Origin of the sequence: Streptomyces sp. NPDC058964, assembly GCF_042741275.1 — a bacterium.
Lineage (GTDB): Bacteria > Actinomycetota > Actinomycetes > Streptomycetales > Streptomycetaceae > Streptomyces.
Map to the genome: position 1 here is coordinate 1 of NZ_JBHYKH010000147.1, position 17,954 is coordinate 17,954.

The 17,954-nt window shown below is 70.5% G+C and carries 20 protein-coding genes; 4 read left to right on the top strand and 16 right to left on the bottom strand.

Annotated features, from left to right (window positions below):
- Both ACFW2E_RS19705 and ACFW2E_RS19710 read right to left on the bottom strand, forming a co-directional pair.
- A partial coding sequence (locus tag ACFW2E_RS19705) for a UvrD-helicase domain-containing protein (RefSeq protein WP_384468055.1) occupies positions 1 to 1,034 on the bottom strand: 1,034 nt, incomplete at its 3' end.
- 257 nt (positions 1,035 to 1,291) lie between these two features.
- Positions 1,292 to 1,672 carry an MGMT family protein gene (locus ACFW2E_RS19710; RefSeq protein WP_384468057.1) on the bottom strand — a complete coding sequence of 127 codons (381 nt, stop codon included), beginning with the start codon at positions 1,670 to 1,672 and terminating at the stop codon, positions 1,292 to 1,294.
- A gap of 186 nt (positions 1,673 to 1,858) precedes the next feature.
- On the opposite strand from ACFW2E_RS19710, the gene ACFW2E_RS19715 reads away from it, so the two are divergent.
- The 3 genes from ACFW2E_RS19715 (at position 1,859) to ACFW2E_RS19725 (ending at position 7,941) form a co-directional block, all read left to right on the top strand.
- Positions 1,859 to 4,642 (top strand): lysylphosphatidylglycerol synthase domain-containing protein, encoded by a 2,784-nt coding sequence (locus tag ACFW2E_RS19715; RefSeq protein WP_384468059.1) that lies wholly within the window; start codon positions 1,859 to 1,861, stop codon positions 4,640 to 4,642.
- Positions 4,643 to 4,714: 72 nt separating this feature from the next.
- Positions 4,715 to 6,259, top strand: coding sequence for an alpha/beta hydrolase (locus tag ACFW2E_RS19720; protein WP_384468061.1), 1,545 nt, complete (start codon positions 4,715 to 4,717; stop codon positions 6,257 to 6,259).
- 140 nt (positions 6,260 to 6,399) lie between these two features.
- The gene (locus tag ACFW2E_RS19725; RefSeq protein ID WP_384468063.1) at positions 6,400 to 7,941 is read left to right on the top strand and encodes an alpha/beta hydrolase; all 1,542 of its coding nucleotides are present in this window, start codon (positions 6,400 to 6,402) and stop codon (positions 7,939 to 7,941) included.
- Positions 7,942 to 8,093: 152 nt separating this feature from the next.
- Here ACFW2E_RS19725 and ACFW2E_RS19730 read toward each other — a convergent pair whose 3' ends face one another.
- From ACFW2E_RS19730 to ACFW2E_RS19790, 13 genes are all read right to left on the bottom strand, one after another.
- On the bottom strand, positions 8,094 to 9,329 hold the full coding sequence (locus tag ACFW2E_RS19730) for a tyrosine-type recombinase/integrase (RefSeq protein ID WP_384468087.1): 1,236 nt from the start codon (positions 9,327 to 9,329) through the stop codon (positions 8,094 to 8,096).
- A complete protein-coding gene (locus ACFW2E_RS19735) occupies positions 9,329 to 9,535 on the bottom strand; it encodes a helix-turn-helix transcriptional regulator (protein WP_384468065.1) in 207 nt (68 codons plus the stop codon). Before ACFW2E_RS19735 ends, ACFW2E_RS19730 begins: the two co-directional genes overlap by 1 nt.
- Entirely contained in the window at positions 9,529 to 10,905 is a 1,377-nt protein-coding gene (repSA, locus tag ACFW2E_RS19740) for a replication initiator protein RepSA (RefSeq protein ID WP_384468067.1), read from the bottom strand. The genes ACFW2E_RS19735 and repSA overlap by 7 nt, the downstream gene beginning before the upstream one ends.
- The gene (locus ACFW2E_RS19745; RefSeq protein ID WP_384468069.1) at positions 10,898 to 11,083 is read right to left on the bottom strand and encodes a hypothetical protein; all 186 of its coding nucleotides are present in this window, start codon (positions 11,081 to 11,083) and stop codon (positions 10,898 to 10,900) included. The genes repSA and ACFW2E_RS19745 overlap by 8 nt, the downstream gene beginning before the upstream one ends.
- Positions 11,084 to 11,168: 85 nt before the next feature.
- Positions 11,169 to 11,720, bottom strand: a complete 552-nt coding sequence (locus ACFW2E_RS19750) for a GGDEF domain-containing protein (protein ID WP_384468071.1) — start codon at positions 11,718 to 11,720, stop codon at positions 11,169 to 11,171.
- Positions 11,721 to 11,814: 94 nt separating this feature from the next.
- The gene (locus ACFW2E_RS19755; RefSeq protein ID WP_384468073.1) at positions 11,815 to 12,126 is read right to left on the bottom strand and encodes a SpdD-like protein; all 312 of its coding nucleotides are present in this window, start codon (positions 12,124 to 12,126) and stop codon (positions 11,815 to 11,817) included.
- Positions 12,127 to 12,145: 19 nt separating this feature from the next.
- Positions 12,146 to 12,304 (bottom strand): hypothetical protein, encoded by a 159-nt coding sequence (locus ACFW2E_RS19760; RefSeq protein WP_107066016.1) that lies wholly within the window; start codon positions 12,302 to 12,304, stop codon positions 12,146 to 12,148.
- Positions 12,305 to 12,316: 12 nt separating this feature from the next.
- The gene (locus ACFW2E_RS19765) at positions 12,317 to 12,508 is read right to left on the bottom strand and encodes a mobile element transfer protein (RefSeq protein ID WP_359775757.1); all 192 of its coding nucleotides are present in this window, start codon (positions 12,506 to 12,508) and stop codon (positions 12,317 to 12,319) included.
- Between the two features lie 5 nt (positions 12,509 to 12,513).
- Positions 12,514 to 12,702 carry a hypothetical protein gene (locus tag ACFW2E_RS19770; RefSeq protein ID WP_384468075.1) on the bottom strand — a complete coding sequence of 63 codons (189 nt, stop codon included), beginning with the start codon at positions 12,700 to 12,702 and terminating at the stop codon, positions 12,514 to 12,516.
- Between the two features lie 17 nt (positions 12,703 to 12,719).
- The gene (locus ACFW2E_RS19775; protein ID WP_384468077.1) at positions 12,720 to 13,388 is read right to left on the bottom strand and encodes a DUF2637 domain-containing protein; all 669 of its coding nucleotides are present in this window, start codon (positions 13,386 to 13,388) and stop codon (positions 12,720 to 12,722) included.
- Positions 13,388 to 13,546: a hypothetical protein gene (locus ACFW2E_RS19780; RefSeq protein WP_384468079.1), complete on the bottom strand. Its 159-nt coding sequence runs from the start codon at positions 13,544 to 13,546 to the stop codon at positions 13,388 to 13,390. The genes ACFW2E_RS19775 and ACFW2E_RS19780 overlap by 1 nt, the downstream gene beginning before the upstream one ends.
- Positions 13,547 to 13,631: 85 nt before the next feature.
- Positions 13,632 to 14,987, bottom strand: coding sequence for an FtsK/SpoIIIE domain-containing protein (locus ACFW2E_RS19785; RefSeq protein WP_384468081.1), 1,356 nt, complete (start codon positions 14,985 to 14,987; stop codon positions 13,632 to 13,634).
- 2 nt (positions 14,988 to 14,989) lie between these two features.
- Entirely contained in the window at positions 14,990 to 15,346 is a 357-nt protein-coding gene (locus tag ACFW2E_RS19790) for a hypothetical protein (RefSeq protein WP_384468083.1), read from the bottom strand.
- 424 nt (positions 15,347 to 15,770) lie between these two features.
- On the opposite strand from ACFW2E_RS19790, the gene ACFW2E_RS19795 reads away from it, so the two are divergent.
- A complete protein-coding gene (locus ACFW2E_RS19795; RefSeq protein ID WP_384468089.1) occupies positions 15,771 to 16,814 on the top strand; it encodes an XRE family transcriptional regulator in 1,044 nt (347 codons plus the stop codon).
- Here the strand turns inward: ACFW2E_RS19795 and ACFW2E_RS19800 are convergent.
- Positions 16,798 to 17,592, bottom strand: coding sequence for an NUDIX domain-containing protein (locus ACFW2E_RS19800; protein WP_384468085.1), 795 nt, complete (start codon positions 17,590 to 17,592; stop codon positions 16,798 to 16,800). The two genes, ACFW2E_RS19795 and ACFW2E_RS19800, sit on opposite strands and share 17 nt — an antisense overlap.
- Between the last annotated feature and the right edge of the window lie 362 nt (positions 17,593 to 17,954).

The window sequence follows — 17,954 nt, forward strand, 5'->3', positions numbered from 1 at the left end:
GTCCGGCGTGCCGACCGGCGCCTCCGGGCGTCCTGGCGGCGCCCCGACCGGCGCGGGCCCCCGCCCGCGCGCGCCGGCCCCCCCCCCCGCTCACCGCCCTGCCCCCACCCCCCCCCCCCCCCTGACACTTTTACCCCCCTGGGGGGGGCCGCCCCCCGCCCCACCAGGGTGCGTCCGCCGCCGGCCAGGGCGTGCAGCAGGCGTACCTGGGCGGGGTCGGTGTCCTGGTACTCGTCCACGTAGACGGCGTCGTACTGGGCGGCGAGCCGGCCGGCGACCTCGGGACGACGGGCCAGCAGCACCGCGCGATGGACGAGTTCCGCGTAGTCGAGCACGCCCTGCATGTCGAGCACGTCCAGGTACTCGGCGAGGAAGGCGGCCGCGGCCCGCCAGTCGGGGCGGCCGATGCGGCGGGCGAAGGCGTCCAGGGCCTCGGGCCCCAGGCCCAGCTCCCGGCTGCGGGCGAGCACCGCACGGACCTCGTCGGCGAAGCCGCGGGTGGTGAGGCAGGCGCGCAGTTCGTCCGGCCAGCGCACGTGCGTGAGGCCGAGCCGCTCCAGGCCGGGCTGGCCCGCGAGCAGTTCGCGGACGGTGACGTCCTGTTCAGGGCCGGAGAGAAGGCGCAGCGGCTCGGCGAACAGGTCGCTGTCCTGGTGGGCGCGGACCAGGGCGTAGCAGTACGAGTGGAAGGTGGTGGCCCGGGGCGCCCGGGCCGCCCCCATGCGCAGCGCCATGCGGTCGCGGAGTTCGACGGCGGCCTTGCGGCTGAACGTCAGCACGAGGATGCGCGCGGGGTCCCCGCCACGGGCGACGCGTGCCGCCACGGACTCGACCAGCGTGGTCGTCTTGCCGGTGCCGGGACCTGCGAGAACGAGCAGTGGACCGGCCGTGTGGTCAACCACCGCGCGCTGGGCGACGTCAAGACGAGGGGGAGCGGGCACGGCCGGCGGGGTACGCACCAGTCGGTAAGCGCCACGGCCCCCCTGCCGCACCTGGGGGTGCGGCAGGCGTCTGGTGGAAGAGGAGGAGCTCACGTGGTTCGCCGGTCCTGGTGGTCGTACTGGTTGTCGGGCCGCCGCATGTGGAGAGCGGTGACCGCGGGGTGAGGGGGACGTGTTCCGTCGACGCTACGCCGCCGAACCGGGCGGAAGCAGGGCTTCCGCTTCTTCCCTCCCGGCTCTCGCGACACGTGCGTCCCGTACCTCACGAACGTACGGCATGCCACGGACGTCCCCCGTATCCCTCGTACGGGCCACAGGTTCCCCTTGGAGCCGTCCTATGGCGGAAGCTGTCAGGTGTGACCCTCGTCGCCCGCGTCGCCGTCCCACCGCGCACGCCTCATGTCGAGCCGCGGCAGGTGGCCCTCGGCGGCCCTGCCCGCCTCCTTCAGCGGGGTGCCCTCCGCGCGGTAGTGGCCGAGGGCCCGCAGTTCGTGGCCCGGGAGCAGGACGCCGTCCGCGCGCACCACGCGCCACCACGGCACGGCTCCTCCGTACAGGGTCATCACGCGGCCCACCTGGCGCGGGCCACCCTCCTGCAGCCACTCGGCGACGTCCCCGTACGTCATGACCCGGCCCGGCGGAATCCGATCCGCGACGTCCAGGACCCGCTCGGCGTACTCCGGCAGCGCGTCCCCCGCCCGGGTGCCCTCGGGAAGGCTCTCCTCGCTCATTCGCCCCATCCTGCCCCACCCGACCGACAACGTGACGTGTTCGGCGCCTGGAGCATCCCTCGCCCTGGAGCGGCGCTTCCGGCAGACTGTGCGCCCCCGCATTTGCACCCTGATGCCCCCGTGTGTCGGTGCGGCATGCCACCATCGTGCGGGCGGTGACTGGTGATACGAGGTCAAGAAGAGACGATGAAGCAGCAGGGCGTGCACCCCGAAGGCGCGGAGGGCACCTCCGCCGTTCCTTCGCGCCCGTCCGAGGCTTCCGCGCACCCGGACACCGCCGGCCTGCCCGGAAACGGCCCTGAGAAGGACGTGAACACGGAAAAGGACGTGGACACGAAGGGGCCCCGCGAGGAGGACGACCGCGTGGACGACGGGCCCGCCGACGAGGTCGAGGGCGACGAACCGCTGCTCCCCGCGCGCGTGCACCGCCCGTCCGACCTGATGCGTCTGCTGGTGGGCGTGCTCGCCATCGTCGTCCTGCTCGCGATCGCGGCGTTCGCGCACGGAACCACTTCCGGGCTCGAACAGGACATCAACAAGGGCACCGGCCAGGCGCCCGATCTACTGATCAAGATCGCGGGACTCGCGTCCAGCATCGCGATCCTCCTGGTGCCGGTCGCGTTCGCGATCGAGCGCCTGATCAAACGGGACGGACTGCGCATCGCCGACGGCGTGCTCGCGGCGGTCCTCGCGCACGGGGTGACGCTCGCCACCGACCTGTGGGTCGCCAGAGCCGCCCCCGGCTCGATCCAGGAGGCGCTGACCCAGCCCTCCCCCGGCGACATCCACGCTCTGACCGACCCGGTGCACGGCTATCTGGCACCGGTCATCGCGTACATGACGGCCGTGGGCATGTCACGGCGGCCCCGCTGGCGCTCCGTGCTGTGGATCGTGTTGCTCCTCGACGCGTTCTCGATGCTGGTCACCGGCTACACGACACCGTTCTCGATCATCCTGACGGTACTGATCGGCTGGACCGTGGCCTACGGGACGCTGTACGCGGTGGGCTCACCCAACGTCCGGCCCACCGGGCAGACCCTGATGGCCGGCCTGCGGCACGTCGGCTTCCACCCCGTCGCCGCGGCCCGCGAGGAGGCATCGGACACGGAGAACGGCGACCGTGGCCGTCGCTACTTCGTCACCCTGGAGGACGGGCCGCCGCTGGACGTCACGGTGGTCGACCGGGAGCAGCAGGCACAGGGCTTCTTCTACCGGGCATGGCGCAACCTGACCCTGCGCGGCTTCGCCACGCGCAGCAGCCTGCAGTCCCTGCGCCAGGCCCTGGAGCAGGAGGCCCTGCTGGCGTACGCGGCCATCGCGGCCGGCGCCAACGCGCCCAAGCTGATCGCCACCTCCGAACTGGGTCCCGACGCCGTGATGCTCGTCTACGAGCACACCGAGGGACGCACGCTCGACTCACTGGCCGACGAGGAGATCACCGACGATCTGCTGCGCAACACCTGGCACCAGGTGCGGGCGCTGCAGTCGCGCCGGATCGCGCACCGCAGGCTGGCGGGTGACGCGATCGTGGTGGATCGTTCCGGCACGGTGATCCTGACCGATCTGCGCGGCGGCGAGATCGCGGCCGGCGATCTGCTGCTGCGGATGGACGTCGCCCAGTTGCTCACCACGCTCGGTCTGCGCGCCGGTGCCGAGCGGGCGGTGGCCTCCGCGGTCCGCGTCCTCGGTCCCGACGCCGTCGCCGACTGCCTCCCGATGCTCCAGCCGATCGCGCTGACCCGCTCCACGCGCGCGACGCTGCGCAGACTGGCCCGCGAGCGCGCACAGCGCGAACGCGAGGCGGTCCTGGAGGCGTCCCGGCAGGCCAAGCAGGCCCGTCTGGAGGAGGAAGCCCCGGACGGCACCGGGCCCGTACCGGAGAAGCCCGACAAGAAGACGGTGCGCGCCGAGCAGCGGGCCGAGAAGCGAGCCATCGACGAGGCTCTGGAAGAGGCCCGCGAAGAGGATCTGCTCACCCAGATCCGGCACGAGGTGCTGCGGATCAGGCCGCAGGCGCCCGTGGAGCCGGCCCGCCTGGAGCGGGTCCGGCCGCGCACACTGATCAGCTTCATCGCGGGCGCCATCGGCGCGTACTACCTGCTGACGCAGCTCACCCACATCGAGTTCGGCACCCTCTTCGCCCAGGCCCAGTGGGGCTGGGTCGTCGCGGCGGTGCTCTTCTCGGCGCTCAGCTACATCGCCGCGGCCATGGCACTGCTCGGCTTCGTGCCCGAGCGGGTGCCGTTCCCGCGGACCGTGGCGGCGCAGGTCGCCGGGTCGTTCGTGAAGATCGTGGCACCCGCGGCGGTCGGCGGTGTGGCCCTCAACACACGCTTCCTGCAGCGCGCCGGGGTACGGCCCGGGCTCGCCGTGGCCAGTGTGGGCGCCTCGCAGCTGTTCGGGCTCGGCTGCCACATCCTGATGCTGCTGTCCTTCGGCTATCTGACCGGCACCGAGAAGACACCGTCGCTGTCGCCGTCCCGGACGGTCATCGCCGGCCTGCTCACGGTGGCGGTGCTCGTCCTCGTGGTGACCTCGGTGCCGTTCCTGCGGAAATTCGTCGTCACGCGCGTGAGGTCACTGTTCGCGGGTGTCGTGCCGCGCATGCTCGACGTGCTGCAGCGGCCGCAGAAGCTGATCACCGGCATCGGCGGCATGCTGCTGCTGACCGCCTGCTTCGTCATGTGCCTGGACGCCTCCATCCGGGCCTTCGGCGACCAGTCGACCTCGCTGAGCATCGCCAGCGTCGCCGTCGTCTTCCTCGCCGGAAACGCCCTCGGATCGGCGGCGCCGACCCCTGGCGGCGTCGGCGCGGTGGAGGCGACGCTGACGGTCGGACTGATCGCCGTCGGTCTCCCGAAGGAAGTGGCGGCGCCCGCCGTCCTGCTTTTCCGGCTGCTGACGCTGTGGCTGCCGGTGCTGCCGGGCTGGCTGGCCTTCAACCACCTGTCGCGCAAGGGCGCCCTTTAGGCGCAGGCTGGGAGGTACCTCGTACGGCTCGCGCCCCGAGCGTGCGGCCGTGCGCCGTCTCAGGATGGAAACATGCCGAAGCCCTCCCGGATCCGCGCCGCCCTGACCGTCACCGTCGTGCTGTCCTCCCTGGTGGCGGGGTGCAGCGGCGGCTCCGGAGACGGGCACGGGGATCTGACCGCGCAGAAACTGGACTGGAAGGACTGTCCGGCACCTTCCGCGGCGGAGGGCGGTGGCGGCTCGCCGTCGCCGATGCCGAACGGCGGAGCATGGCAGTGCGCCACCATGCAGGCGCCCCTCGACTGGAACGACCCCAAGGGCCCCACCATCGGCCTCGCACTGATCCGGGCGAAGGCCAGCGGCGACCCGGGCAAGCGGATCGGCTCGCTGATCTTCAACTTCGGCGGTCCCGGCGGTTCCGGCGTCACCACGCTGCCCGCCTTCGGCGAGGACTACGCGAAGCTGCGCACCCGCTACGACCTGGTGAGCTTCGACCCGCGCGGGGTCGGCCGCAGCGCGCCGGTGGAATGCGAGGGCGACGAGCAGCTCGACGAGTACTTCCAGCAGGACGCGACGCCCGACGACGCGGCCGAGCGCGACCAGCTCCTGAACCGCACCAAGCAGTTCAACGCGGCCTGCGAGAAGAACTCCAAGAAGGTCCTGCCGCACGTGCGCACCACGGACGCCGCCCGCGACATGGATCTGCTGCGCCAGGTCCTCGGCGACGACAAACTGCACTACTTCGGCATCTCGTACGGCACCGAACTCGGCGGCGTCTACGCCCACTTGTTCCCCACGCACGTGGGCCGGGCCGTCTTCGACGGGGTCGTCGATCCCACGCAGAACCCCGAACAGAGCTCGCTCGGGCAGGCCCGGGGCTTCCAGCTCGCGCTCGACAACTTCGCCGAGGACTGCACGTCCAAGACCACCGAGTGCCCGATCGGCGACACCCCCCAGGACGTCAAGGACCGCATCGCCAAGCTGCTGACGGACCTCGACAAGAAGCCGATCCCGGGTGCCTTCCCGCGACAGCTGACCCAGACCGCCGCGACCAACGGCATCGCGCAGTCCTTGTACTCCAAGGACTTCTGGGAGTACCTCACCGAAGGCCTGGAGCAGGCCTACGACGGTGACGGCAGGATCCTGATGCTGCTGTCCGACTCGATGAACGGCCGCAGCGAAAACGGCGAGTACAGCAACATCACCGCGGCGAACACCGCGATCAACTGCGCCGACGACAAGCCTCGGTACACGGCCGACTTCGTCGAGCAGAGGCTGCCGCAGTTCCGCTCCGCCTCTCCGCTGTTCGGCGACTTCCTGGCCTGGGGCATGCTCGGCTGCACCGACTGGGCGGTGCCGGGCGCGGCCGACCACCCCGACGTGAGCGCGCCCGGGTCGGCGCCGATCCTCGTGGTGGGCAACACCGGCGACCCGGCGACCCCGTACGAGGGTGCGCGGAAGATGGTGGACGCGCTCGGCAAAGGCGTCGGCGTCGAACTGACCTACAAGGGACAGGGGCACGGCGCGTACGACAGCAAGAACCAGTGCGTGCAGGACGCGGTGAACGGCTATCTGCTCGACGGGAAGGTGCCGCCGACCGGGACGGTCTGCTCCTGACCACCCGCAACCCGCAACTCGCAGCAAAATCGCAGGTCAAAAGGTTATCCACAGGCCGCAGCGGGCTCGTCACGATCCGCCTACCATGGCCTGACCGCTCCCCGCCGCTCGGCGCGGAGAGCTCGCGAGGGGGGATGTACATGTCGCGTTTCGTACGGTGGGCGGCCACGGTCGCCACAGCGGTGCTGGTGGCCGGATGCGGCGGCTCGTCCGGCGGAGGCGGGGACGAGGGCAAGAGCCGCGCCGGATCGCCGTCGGCGTCACCGGACGGCACGGCCGCCGCCCTGCCCGCCTCACTCACGCGCCAGAAGCTCGGCTGGGGTCGCTGCAAGGCCACGGGGGACTCACCGGCGCCGAGCGCCGACTGGCAGTGCGCCACGCTCAAAACGCCGCTGGACTGGTCGAAGCCGGACGGTGAGACGATCGGCCTGGCGCTGATCCGCGCCAAGGCGACCGGGGGCGACCGCATCGGCTCGCTGCTGTTCAACTTCGGCGGCCCCGGCGGCTCGGGCGTGTCCATGATGCCGTACTACGCCGCCACGGCGTCCAAGCTGCGCGAGCGATACGACCTGGTGAGCTGGGACCCGCGCGGGGTCGGGGCGAGCGAGGGCGTCCGCTGCCGGAGCGACCGGGAGATCCAGGCAGCCGAGACGGTGGACGCCACCCCGGACACGCCGGCCGAGGAGCAGGCCTACTTCCGGGACGCCACGGACTTCGGCAAGGGCTGCGCACGGGCCGCCGGCAAGCTGATGGCGCACGTGTCGACGACCGACACGGCACGCGACATGGACCTGGTGCGCCAGGTCCTCGGCGACGACAAACTGCACTACTTCGGCATCTCGTACGGCACCGAACTCGGCGGCGTCTACGCCCACCTGTTCCCCAAGCACGTAGGCAGGCTGATCCTCGACGCGGTGGTCGACCCGAGCGCCGACACGGTGGGGCACGCACAGAACCAGACCCGCGGCTTCCAACGGGCCCTGGACGACTACCTGAAGTCCACGGGCCAGGACCCGGAGCAGGGCTCGCGAAAGATCGTGAACCTGCTCAACAGGATCGACGCCCATCCCCTCCCGGCGTCGTCCGGGCGCAGGCTGACCCAGACGCTCGCGGTCACCGGCATCGTCCTGCCGCTCTACAGCCAGGCCAGCTGGCCGACGCTCACCAGCGCCCTGAAGGCGGCCGAGCGGGGCGACGGTTCCGAGCTGCTGTCCCTCGCGGACGACTACAACGAGCGCGGCTCCTCCGGGCACTACGGCACGACGACCCACGCCCAGCGGGTCATATCGTGCCTGGACGACAAGCAGCGGCCCACGCTCCAGGAGACGAAGAAGCTGCTGCCGGAGTTCGAGAAGATCTCCCCGGTCTTCGGGGATTTCATGGGCTGGGACACGGCCGGCTGGTGCCACGACTGGCCGGTGGCCGGGCAGTACGACACACCGGAGGTCAGTGCTGCGGGTGCGGCGCCGATCCTGCTGGTGGGCAACACCGGGGATCCGGCGACCCCGTACGAGGGCGCCCGCAAAATGGCGGACGAGCTGGGCAAGGGCGTCGGCGTGGAACTCACCTGGAAGGGCGAGGGACATGGGGCGTACGGCAGCGGCAGCGACTGCGTCGACTCGGCCGTGAACGCCTACCTGTTGAACGGCACGGTGCCGAAGGACGGCAAGGTCTGCTCCTAGCGCCGGCACCGGGCGAAGCGCCCCGGGCAGCGGAAAGGGGCCCGGCACTCGTGGCTCGAGGTGCCGGGCCCCTCCGAAACCGGGGAGGACGCGCGCCTAGTAGACCGGCAAGTGCGACCACATGGCCACTGACCTGCGGTCCCTCCCTCCTCTCACCCCTCCTGGGCCGTCGTGGGGCCGTCCTCGGTGTTGGGGCCGTCACCGAAGGCCCGGTTCACTGCCTCGCGCGTGCGCTTCTCGCTGCTCGGCATGAGGTGGGTGTACGTGCGGAGGGTGAAGCCGGGATCGTGGTGCCCCAGGTACTCGGACACCGCCTTGACGCTTTCACCGGCGTCCAGCAGAACGGACGCGTAGAAGTGCCGAAGGGCGTGCATCCCGTTCTCCCGGCCTCGCGGGACGCCAGCCGTATCCAGGGCCGGGCGCCACGCCGCTCGGTTGAAGTCGTCGCGGATCAGCTCACGCCCCTTGTCACTGCAGAAGAACACGGATGCCGTGACGGGTGAGCCGTCGACCGCTCGCCACGGCAGGGTCACGGCCGTCGGCGGGTGCCGGGTGATGTGGTCCTCAAGGGAGCGAGCGACGCTCTCAGGCAGCGGGACAGTGCGCGTCTTGCCTCCCTTGGGCAGAGCAAACACCGGGCGGTGGTTGATGAGCTTGACCTGGCGGACCACGTGGACCAGGCCCTCGATGAAGTCCACATCTTCGACCGCCAACCCGAAGACCTCGCCCTGACGCAGGCCGCACCCACCGGCGACGTCCACCATGGGCTGGTACTGCTCTGGCAGTGCGGAGCGCACCGCAAGGACGCGCTGACGCGACCACGGGAGGATCCGACGCGGGTCCACCTTGGGCGCCCGAACCGACGACGAACGGCAAGGGTTGTGCGAGATGAGGCGATCATCCACGGCAGCCGTGAGCATGGTGCCGAGGTTTGCGAAGATGACCCGCTGGTAGGCGGGCGCCACTCCCCCGTCCTCCAGCTTCCGCAGCCACTCACGAATATGGGTGGGCCGGAGCGAGCCGAGCGTACGGCTGCCCAGGTACGGGAGCACGTGCAAGCGAATGCGCATCTCGGTGCCCACGAAGGTACCGGGGTCCATGGTGAGCGACGCGAGCCACCGTTCAGCGTGCTGCCTCACAGTCAGCCGACCAGCACGCGGATCGATGTACTGCCCGCGCGACATGTCCGCCTCGATTTGAACGAGCCACTGTTCAGCCAGCCGCTTCTGTCGGTCGGGGAAACTCTTGGACTTCTCGGTGCCGTCCGGGCCGATGTAGCGGGCGCGGTAGCGCATGCCGGTGCCGTAGCGGTCGGTCTTGACGCGGATGGCCTTGCCGCCTGGCGTGATCTCGGCCCGGTACCAGCGATCCTGAATGTGACCAGCCATCAGGCCGCCTTCCCGAGCTGCGAGTCCACCCACGCACGTATGTCGTTCGGGTCGAACCGCAGGTGCCGGCCGACGCGGAAGCCGCGGGGACCGGTGCGCTTGCGCCGCCATTGATAAACGGTCTCAACGCTGGGGAGTTCGAACATCTCGACCAGGTCCTCAGGGGTCAGGAACCGGTTCGGCAACTGCGAGGCCAAGGTCAGCACTCCCTTTCGTCGGCGAGTTGGTCGCGTAGGGCTTCGCGGGCGGTTTCGCGGTTGAGTTGGAGGTCGCGGGCGATGGTGGCGGCCAGGACGGATTCGCCGGGGGTGTGGCCGTGGCCCGCGTACTGCCAGTCGGCGAGGACCAGGACGGTGTCCGGCTCCTGGTCGTGGAGGCCGAGGGCGGCGTGTTCCTGGGCGGCGCGGTAGTCGGCGCGGGCCTGGCGGAGGGCCCCGAGGGTGGTGGAGTAGCGGCGGGACTTGGAGGAGAAGTGGCCCCGGAAGCCGAGCATGTGCGCCCAGGCCCACAGGCGCCGGTCCGGATAGAGCGGGTCGAGCAGTTTGCAGGCTTCGATCAGTCGGCGGGTGTGGTCGGGCACGTGGTGGCGGTCGAGTTCGGAGAGTTCGCCGATGCGGCGGTCGAGGGTGCCGGTGTTCTCGGCGGCTTTGGTGGCGTACTTGGCGACGTAGGAGGCGACGGCCTGTTCGGTGATGTCGGAGCCGTCGCCGAAGGCCTTGACCGGGCGGACGTCGAGCTGGGTGCCCCAGCGGAAGGTCCGGGCGGACTGGCCGTCGGCGGCCGGGACGGAGACCGAGGTGTAGGAGTGTGCGGCGGCGGCCCGGATGGCGTCGGTGAGCAGTTCGACCGTGGCCCAGGCGGGCGGTGGGGTGTCGGGGCCGTCCGGGCCGTCGAGGCGGATCACCGCATGGAAGTGCAGGGCCCCGCGTTTCTGGAACTCGGCGACCTTGCCGTAGGAGAGCCGGGCGGCGTCCTTCAACTCCCGCTGGGTGAGGCCGGCGCGGGCGGCTATCTCTCGGCGGAGGCGGTTGGTGAAGCGCTGCCAGAGCTGCCCGGCGTGGTTGTTGAACAGCACCGCGCCCGCGTAGTCGTAGGTCTCCGGGTCGAGGGCGGTGCCGAGGACGGGATCGTCGGCGGGGTGATGGGTGCCGCACCGGCAGACGCCGGTGTCGGGGCGGTTGTGGACGCGGCCGAAGGAGGGGGCGGTGAGGGTGGCGAAGACGCGGGGGTGGTCGCGGACGGTTGCGGGGATGTCGCGTCGGTCGTCCCCGGCGAGCCCGGCGCGGATGAGGTGGTAGGTGTCGCCCGCGTAGGTCCAGGCGCAGGACGGGCAGCGGGAGGCCCGGCGGTTGCCGCAGGCGAGGCGGAGCCGTCCGCCGGGCTCGTTCTCGGTGGAGTAGTGGTGCAGGGTCTCGCCGGTCGTCTTGTCCTTGGTGAGGGTCCAGCCGGTCAGGTGGATGGGGTCGGAGCAGCCGCCGGTGCGGCGGATCTGCTCGTGCCAGCGGTCGAAGTCATCGGCCGAAGCCACCCTCAGCAGGTCGCCGAGGGTGGCACGGTCGAGCAGCTGCTCAAGCACGGGCACCCTCCCGGTGGGGGCGGGTGCGGGCGATGCCGAGGCCGTTGCAGGCCGGGCAGTGCGCGGTGATGGTGCGCAGGTGACCGTTCCGGTCGCGGCCGCCGAGGGTGACGGCGACGGAGGCGAAGCCGTCGCAGGCCGGGCAGATCCTCGGCGGGGGCGAAGTGCGGTGGGCCATGATGGTGGTTCCTTTCGATTGCGGTTGGAAGGAACGGCCCCGGGTGGCGGCGTGCTTGGCGGCTTGTGCGCCACCCGGCGGCCTTTCAGCGAGTGGTCCGGGAGCCTCGGCGGGTGCGGCCCTTGGCCGCGTACATGGCCGCGTCGGCGGCGGCGAGCGCATCGGGCAGCGTGCGCACCGGCAGCTCGGCGACCGAGCAGGCCCCGATCGAGGCAGCCAGCGGAAGCGACCGTCCCTCATAGGGCAGCGGCTCGTGAAGCGCGACCGTGAGTCGGTGGAGATCGGCGGCGGCCAGGTCCCGGACGACGGCGACGAATTCGTCCCCGCCCAGGCGACCAGCGGTGCCGTTGTGACCGCACCAGGCGCGCAGCCGGTCGGCGGTGGCGACCAGGGCGGCGTCCCCGGCGGCGTGGCCATGGGTGTCGTTGAGGGTCTTGAAGTGGTCGAGGTCGACCAGGAGCACGGCGGCGTTCGGGTGCCGGCGGATGAGGTGTTCGGCGCGGGCGGCCCATCCGGCGCGGGTGTGCAGGCCGGTGAGCGGGTCACGGCGGGCGGAGGCGAGACGGCGGGTGAGGATGCCTCCGTGTACGGCCCAGCCGAGTAACGGCACGATGCTGGCGGCTATGTGCAGATCCATGACGTTGTCCCTTGGCGATGGCGGTTGGTTGGGCAGAGCCCGGTCCCAGGAGCGGCGGCGTGCTTGGCGGCTTGTGCGTCACCCCTGGGACCGTTCAGCGGCGTTTGACGTCGGCGGTGATCAGTGAGCGGATGACCAGGGCGCAGACGGCCACGGATGCGCCGGTGATGGCGACGGCCAGGAGCATCGAGACCAGCACGGCGCCGACGACCAGGACCACGGCCGTACCGCCGCCGACGAGGGCCAGCACCGAGCCCGGGGTGAGCTGGACGGTGGGCCGGGAGGAGACCTGGGGGGCCGGGGCGGGCGACTGGTGGTGCTGGACCACGGTGGTCGGCTCGACGACGGCGGGCGGGGTGATGAGCCCGGTCGGGTTGGGCATGGTGGGGATCTTCGGGCGGAGCATGGCGGTTCTCCCTTCGCGGTTACTTGGTCAGGGCGGTGTCGATAGCGGGGGCCAGGACGCTGTCGGCGAGGAGGTAGCCGCCCAGGAGGAGGACGGCGACGAGCCACCAGGGCGGGCGGAGGAACTTGACGCCGAGGTAGCCGACGACGGCGAGCGCGAACCAGAGCGGGACCTGCATGACGGGTGTCTCCTAGCGGACGCGGCAGCGGTGGGTGCGGGCGGCGAGCTGGGCGGCGCTCTGGCTGGAGTAGTCGGCGGACCAGCCGCAGCGGTCAGCGGTGCAGACGGCGGCGTGCGCGGTGTGGCCGTGGCGGTCGCGGTGGGTGCCGATCTGCACGGGGCCGATCCGCATCACGGAGTGGAAGTGGTCGCGGGCGGGCATGACGGTCAGTCCTTCCGGGTGACGGTGGGGTCGGGGAAGGTGGCGCGGATACCGGCGGCGGTGGCCGGGTCGGGGGTGCGCTGGGCGGCTTCCTCGGCGAGCAGGTGGGCGAGGTAGGGCCGGTCGGCGGCGGTCATCTCGCGGGCACCCTCGAGGTAGTCGGCAGCGGTCAGGTCGGCGGGGTCGGAGGTCATCTGTCGTTCCTTCCGGGTCAGGCGAGTTGGGCGGCGATGGCGTCGGCGAGGTGGGGCGGGACGCCGAGGCGGGCGCGGAGGGTGTCGGTGTCGATCGGGGCGCCGGTGCGGTCGCGGTAGTCGGCGGCGACCTTGCGGGCGTGGTCGACGAGGACGGCGGGAACCGCGGGCGCCGGGTCGGCGGGCGGAAGTGCCGGCGGTTCCTCGACCGGGGCCGGGACAGGCTCCGGGGCCGGTACGGGTTCGGAAGCCGGTTCGCGGTCATCCGAGTTCTCGGATTCCGGGACCGGGGCCGATTCCGGCGCATTGGAGAGCCGGTGTTCGGCGGAGTGGGCGAGGAGGGTGCCGCCGAGGAAGGCGAGGGCGGGCCATCCGGCGATGCCGAGGCGGAGCAGGGCGGGCGGCTGGTCCAGGTCGAGGAATCCGGCGGTGGCGATGTTGGCGCCCAGCGAGGCGACCAGGGCGATGAGGAACCAGCACCAGGCCAGCCGGGACGGGCCCTCGGAGCGCAGTCGTCGCCAGGCGGCGACCAGGAGCAGGTCCACCGAGATCGGGTAGGCCCAGGCCTTCCAGCCGTCCTGTCCGGCAGCGGCGGCCAGGTCGTGCAGGTGGGCGAAGGACAGGGCTCCGGCGATGACGGCCTGGACCAGGACGGCGTCGACGCGCAGGCCGTGGCGGGCGGCCATCAGGACTCCTCCCCGCTCGGCGGCTTGGGGAGCGAGGCGGCCAGAGAGGGGCTGACGATGTCGACGAAGTCCAGGTCGGCATCGGTGGTGTCGGCGTAGAGGGCGAGCTGGCCCAGGAGCAGGACGGTGCGGGCGAAGTCCTCGCAGTCGGGGCACATGGCGGGGGTTCTCCCTTCATCAGGCATGGCAGGGGTAGGGACCTGGCGCGAAGGGGCGGTCGCGCCGACCGTGAAGTGGGGGACGTCAGGCGGTGACGGGAGCGGCCTTGGACAGGCGCACCGGGGCCTCAGTGGTGCCGGCCAACTCAGGCCGGTAGGGAGCCAGTTCGGGCAGGGCGGGGGTGCGGTCGGCGTGCCGGTTGCAGGTGTTCACGGCCTGGCGCAGGGAGGTGTGCGGGGCGCGGATGCGGTGCCAGCCGCCGGTGGAGTCCCCGGCGATGGCCAGGCCGCGCAGTTCGGCGGGGATCTGGATGGCGGCCAGGACGGCGTCCGGGGAGATGTCGCCGAAGGCCATGTTGGCGCTCGTTTCGTCGTTGACGCGGTGGGCGGTGCGGCCGGTGAGCTGGGCGCGGAGCATCGTGATGCCCTTGCCGAGTTCGGAGCCGAAGCGCTGCCCGCAGATCTCCAGGTAGATGCCGGCCGCGCGGCCGAGCTGGGCGAGGCGGACCAGGGCAGTGATGATGCGATCGCGCCGCTTCTCCTCCTCCTTGCTGGCGAACAGGGCCAGTTCGGCGACCTCGTCGACCAGGACCACAACCGGCACCGGCCGCAGGTGGTCGGGCAGATCCCAGATGTCGGCGGCTATCTCGGCGTCCGCGACGGCGGACGTGATGCGCTGCTCAGCGCGGATGAGCTGGTAGACGCCTTCCATGCGGGACACGAGTGCGTCGAGGAGGTCGGCGGCGGTGTCGGGGTTGTCGGCCAGGGCGGAGAACCGGCGGGCCAGAGGGAACAGCTCCACTCCTTGCTTGCAGTCGATGCCGACCAGGGCGACGTCCATCGGGGCGAGCCCGGCGACCAGGTTGCGCTGGTAGACGGACTTGCCCGACTCGGTGGCGCCGAGGGTGAGGGCGTGCGGGACGGCGCGGTAGTCGCGGTAGTGCACCGAGCCGTCCTCGCGCAGGGCGACCGGGACCCGCATGGGGCGGGTGTCGACCTTGGCGGGCATCTGCACGCGCTTGAGGACGTCGTAGCCGGTCATCCGCACTTCCACGACACCGGAGCGCACCTCACGCGAGGTGACGCCGTACATGGAGAAGGAGTGGCGCAGCCGGTCGGAGGCGGCGGCGACGTCGAAGGCGTCCTGTCCGGGGCGCAGGCCCAGCCGCAGGACCAGGCCGGTCCTAGTCGGCCGGAAGCGCAGGATGCGCGGCGGACGAGGGGCCGGGACGGGCCGGTTGGTGAGCCGGGCCAGGGCCAGGCGCCAGCGCGAGGGCGGGACCGTCAGGCCGCAGGCGTCCATGACGGAGGCGTAGCGGACCAGGACCCGCAGGCTTGCGAGGGTGACGCCGAAGGTCATCCAGTACCAGGCGGGGCGCCGCCACCGCAGGAGACCCGCAGTAGCGACGACCAGCACCAGAGCGACCGTGAAGGTGGTCATGATCAGGCAGCCTTGGAGTTCGAGGCGGCGGCGACCAGGGACGTGACCGCGACGGCGCGGAAGGCGATGCCGTGCCGCTTCTGGCCGTTGAAGTCGTTCTCCCACGGCCGGGCGATCAAGCCCGTGAGCGCCACCGGGGTGCCCATGGCCAGCTCACCGGAGATGCCCGGCTCCGGGACGGTGATGGACAGGATCTCCACCTCGTCGTTGGCTGCGAACATCACGTCCACGGTCATCAGCTTCGCGCCGGTCTCCATGTCGGTGGCGATCTCGCCGGTACGGCGGTCCTTCACCTTCGGCTGAGGGGCCTTGGCGACCATCACGGTCGCGGCGGAGGTGTCCACGGGAATCTGACGCATGATGGAACTCCCTTTCAGAGGGACGGGAGCGGCGTACTTGCTTGGCGGTGGGTCGCCGCTCCTGTGCGGTTGGCGAGGCCCGCAGCAATGCCGCAGGCGTTTGCACTTCAAACTGGTGCGCACCAGTAGGTTGCATCTGGTGCGCACCAGATGTCAAGCGGTGTCGCTGGCCTGGCGCTTCAACTCGCCTTACTGCGACGGTTCTAGAGAACCGTCTCCACCAAGAGGGCGGTAGACAACAGGGGTTAACACCTGTCGCGTTAACCCCTCCCGACCTGCATCGATGTGAGGCATGCTGCAATTGGGACTTGCAACCGAGGCAGGGCGGCGCGAGGTGACGAACGGTCTGAAGTCAGCGAGGAGTGCACGCGAGTGGTCGCAAGAGCGACTGGTCCGCGAGATCGAGCGCTATGCGCGCGAGCACATGCTCACCGTCGCATCAACGACCAGCCTGCGCGTGTACGTCTCTGAATGGGAGAACAACCGTCGCCCGATCTCGGCCCGATACGCGAAGATACTGCGCGCCCTGCTCGGCGTCACGGACGACGAACTGAGCGGCGCGACAGCCACCTTGACGCCAACACCTACGGCAGACGGATACGACGAGCTCCTAGGCCGGATCGATGCGGCCCGCAGCGTCAGTCTGACCATGGTGAAGACCTTCATGGACCAGACTGAGCTTTTCAGGACCATGGACCGCCAGATGGGGGCCGCAAGTCTGGTCGACCAGATGACCGCCCACCTGGGGACACTTGAGGACGCTCTGACGTTCGCTGTACTGCCAGAGACCCGACGTCCAGTCGCTCGCGCGTTGGCCGGGGCAGCGACTCTCGCCGCGTGGCAAGCTCTCGACGTCGGAGCAGTCGAACGCGCCTGGCGCCATTACGAGTTGGGCAAGCGTGCAGCCCAAGAGGCGGACGAGCCGATGTACCTCGCACACGCCACGGCGGAGCAGGCCTACGTGCTCTGCGACGCGGGGCGTGCGCCCATGGCAGTCCAGTTGATACGCGATGCGCAGCGACTCGGCGGCAAGGCGATGTCACCGCGGCTCGCCGCCTGGCTGTACGCAGCAGAAGCCGAGATCTGCGCCCGAGCTGGCATGCCCGACGAGTGCCGGCGGGCACTGGAGAATGCGACGCGATGCCTGCCGCCGGGAGACGAGGCCCGCGACCCGGACATGCTGAGCATCTTCCTGAACGAAGGCCACCTCACAAGGTGGCGCGGCAACGCACTTGCGCTGATCGGCGACGACGAAGCCGTAGGCAGCCTTTACTCGGCGCTCGACACCGCCGACCCCACTTTCATACGAGCATCCGCAGGACTGCGCTGCGATCTTGCGCAGGCGCACTTGGCCCGCGGCGAGTACGACCAGGCCCACGAGCACCTACGCCAGGCCCGTCTGATAGCGAGCCGAACAGGATCAGTGCGTCATCGGCGCCGGATCGAACAGCTCACGCAGCGGTTGTAGGAGAAGTGCCGGCACCGCGCGACGACAGGACGTGCAGGAGCGCAACAAGCGTGCCGGAGCCCATGAGCTCACCGCGTTCCATGAGCCCAGGAATGTCAGACAGAGGCACCCATGCGATGTGGCCAGCCTCTTCATGGTCAGTCGGCTCGCCTACGAGCTTGGCCCCCTTACCGACGAAAATCTCATGGGGTGAGTCGACCATCCCCACCATGGGCTGGTAAGTAACCACATGCGCAAGGGAGTCCGGACGCCAACCGGTCTCTTCCTCAACCTCGCGTAGCGCTGCCTGCAAGGGATCTTCACCGTCATCGACGATGCCGCCCGGCAGCTCCCAGCCGAAGGCATCGGGAACGAAGCGATAGCGCCACAGCATCAGGACACGGTCCTGATCGTCGACGACGGCAGCAATAGCCACATGATGCAGTTTCACAACGTGGTGTTCGAAGCGCTCGACTCCCGGGGGCTCCACGTCGACGAGACTGAGCTTCACCCAGCGGTTGTCGTAGAGGGTCCGCTCGCCATGGATCTGCCAGGGCTCAAGGTCCGCCGGCGCCTTGGTGCTGACTGACCGATCGGGCACCCGGTAGGAGCTACGGCCGTGCACCTCGATGAAGCCCTCGGAGACCAGCTTTGCCAGCACCTGGCGCAGAGCAGTGCGGCCGATGCCCAGCTCTTCGGACAGCGTCCGCTCAGATGGGATCTTGGAGCCAGGCAAGTACTTCCCCGTCGAGATCCACTCACGGATCGTGCGGTAGACCCGCTCTGACTTCGGTCCCATCCGGTGGGCACGCTCCTCTCTGACCCTTACTCCACGGCTATGCAATGGTCAGCTTAGGTCCGTGGGGGGACAACCGTCAGCCGCGATCTCGGAGCGCGGTAGAACTTTCCCTACTTCATCAAGCACCCGTCGTCGCTTCGCTCCTCCGGGCGGGCGCGGGCGGCCAGCGGCGCCCGCGCTCATGTCTCCGCCCCGCTCGGCACCGCTGGCCGCCCGCTCCCGCCCAAGAGGCAAGCACACGGACATGAGGTCAGAACACGTCGTGGCTGGGGCGGTCGGCTCCGCGACTTTAGCCAGCCACTTTGGCGCGAGCCTCGAAGATCATGGCCCCAACGTCGTGCTTAGCGGGCAGGTCCACAGAC

Bases quoted from the DNA above. Each gene is read 5' to 3' on its own strand.
- ACFW2E_RS19780 (WP_384468079.1), bottom strand. From the start codon at position 13,546: ATGTGCCCCGACTGCGAGGACTTCGCCCGCACCGTCCTGCTCCTGGGC.
- ACFW2E_RS19760 (WP_107066016.1), bottom strand. From the start codon at position 12,304: ATGCAGGTCCCGCTCTGGTTCGCGCTCGCCGTCGTCGGCTACCTCGGC.
- ACFW2E_RS19800 (WP_384468085.1), bottom strand. From the start codon at position 17,592: ATGGGACCGAAGTCAGAGCGGGTCTACCGCACGATCCGTGAGTGGATC.
- ACFW2E_RS19725 (WP_384468063.1), top strand. From the start codon at position 6,400: ATGTCGCGTTTCGTACGGTGGGCGGCCACGGTCGCCACAGCGGTGCTG.
- ACFW2E_RS19720 (WP_384468061.1), top strand. From the start codon at position 4,715: ATGCCGAAGCCCTCCCGGATCCGCGCCGCCCTGACCGTCACCGTCGTG.
- ACFW2E_RS19730 (WP_384468087.1), bottom strand. From the start codon at position 9,329: ATGGCTGGTCACATTCAGGATCGCTGGTACCGGGCCGAGATCACGCCA.
- ACFW2E_RS19745 (WP_384468069.1), bottom strand. From the start codon at position 11,083: ATGGCCCACCGCACTTCGCCCCCGCCGAGGATCTGCCCGGCCTGCGAC.
- ACFW2E_RS19755 (WP_384468073.1), bottom strand. From the start codon at position 12,126: ATGCTCCGCCCGAAGATCCCCACCATGCCCAACCCGACCGGGCTCATC.
- ACFW2E_RS19750 (WP_384468071.1), bottom strand. From the start codon at position 11,720: ATGGATCTGCACATAGCCGCCAGCATCGTGCCGTTACTCGGCTGGGCC.
- ACFW2E_RS19795 (WP_384468089.1), top strand. From the start codon at position 15,771: ATGCTCACCGTCGCATCAACGACCAGCCTGCGCGTGTACGTCTCTGAA.
- ACFW2E_RS19785 (WP_384468081.1), bottom strand. From the start codon at position 14,987: ATGACCACCTTCACGGTCGCTCTGGTGCTGGTCGTCGCTACTGCGGGT.
- ACFW2E_RS19715 (WP_384468059.1), top strand. From the start codon at position 1,859: ATGAAGCAGCAGGGCGTGCACCCCGAAGGCGCGGAGGGCACCTCCGCC.
- ACFW2E_RS19790 (WP_384468083.1), bottom strand. From the start codon at position 15,346: ATGCGTCAGATTCCCGTGGACACCTCCGCCGCGACCGTGATGGTCGCC.
- ACFW2E_RS19770 (WP_384468075.1), bottom strand. From the start codon at position 12,702: ATGACCTCCGACCCCGCCGACCTGACCGCTGCCGACTACCTCGAGGGT.
- ACFW2E_RS19775 (WP_384468077.1), bottom strand. From the start codon at position 13,388: ATGGCCGCCCGCCACGGCCTGCGCGTCGACGCCGTCCTGGTCCAGGCC.
- ACFW2E_RS19765 (WP_359775757.1), bottom strand. From the start codon at position 12,508: ATGCCCGCCCGCGACCACTTCCACTCCGTGATGCGGATCGGCCCCGTG.
- ACFW2E_RS19710 (WP_384468057.1), bottom strand. From the start codon at position 1,672: ATGAGCGAGGAGAGCCTTCCCGAGGGCACCCGGGCGGGGGACGCGCTG.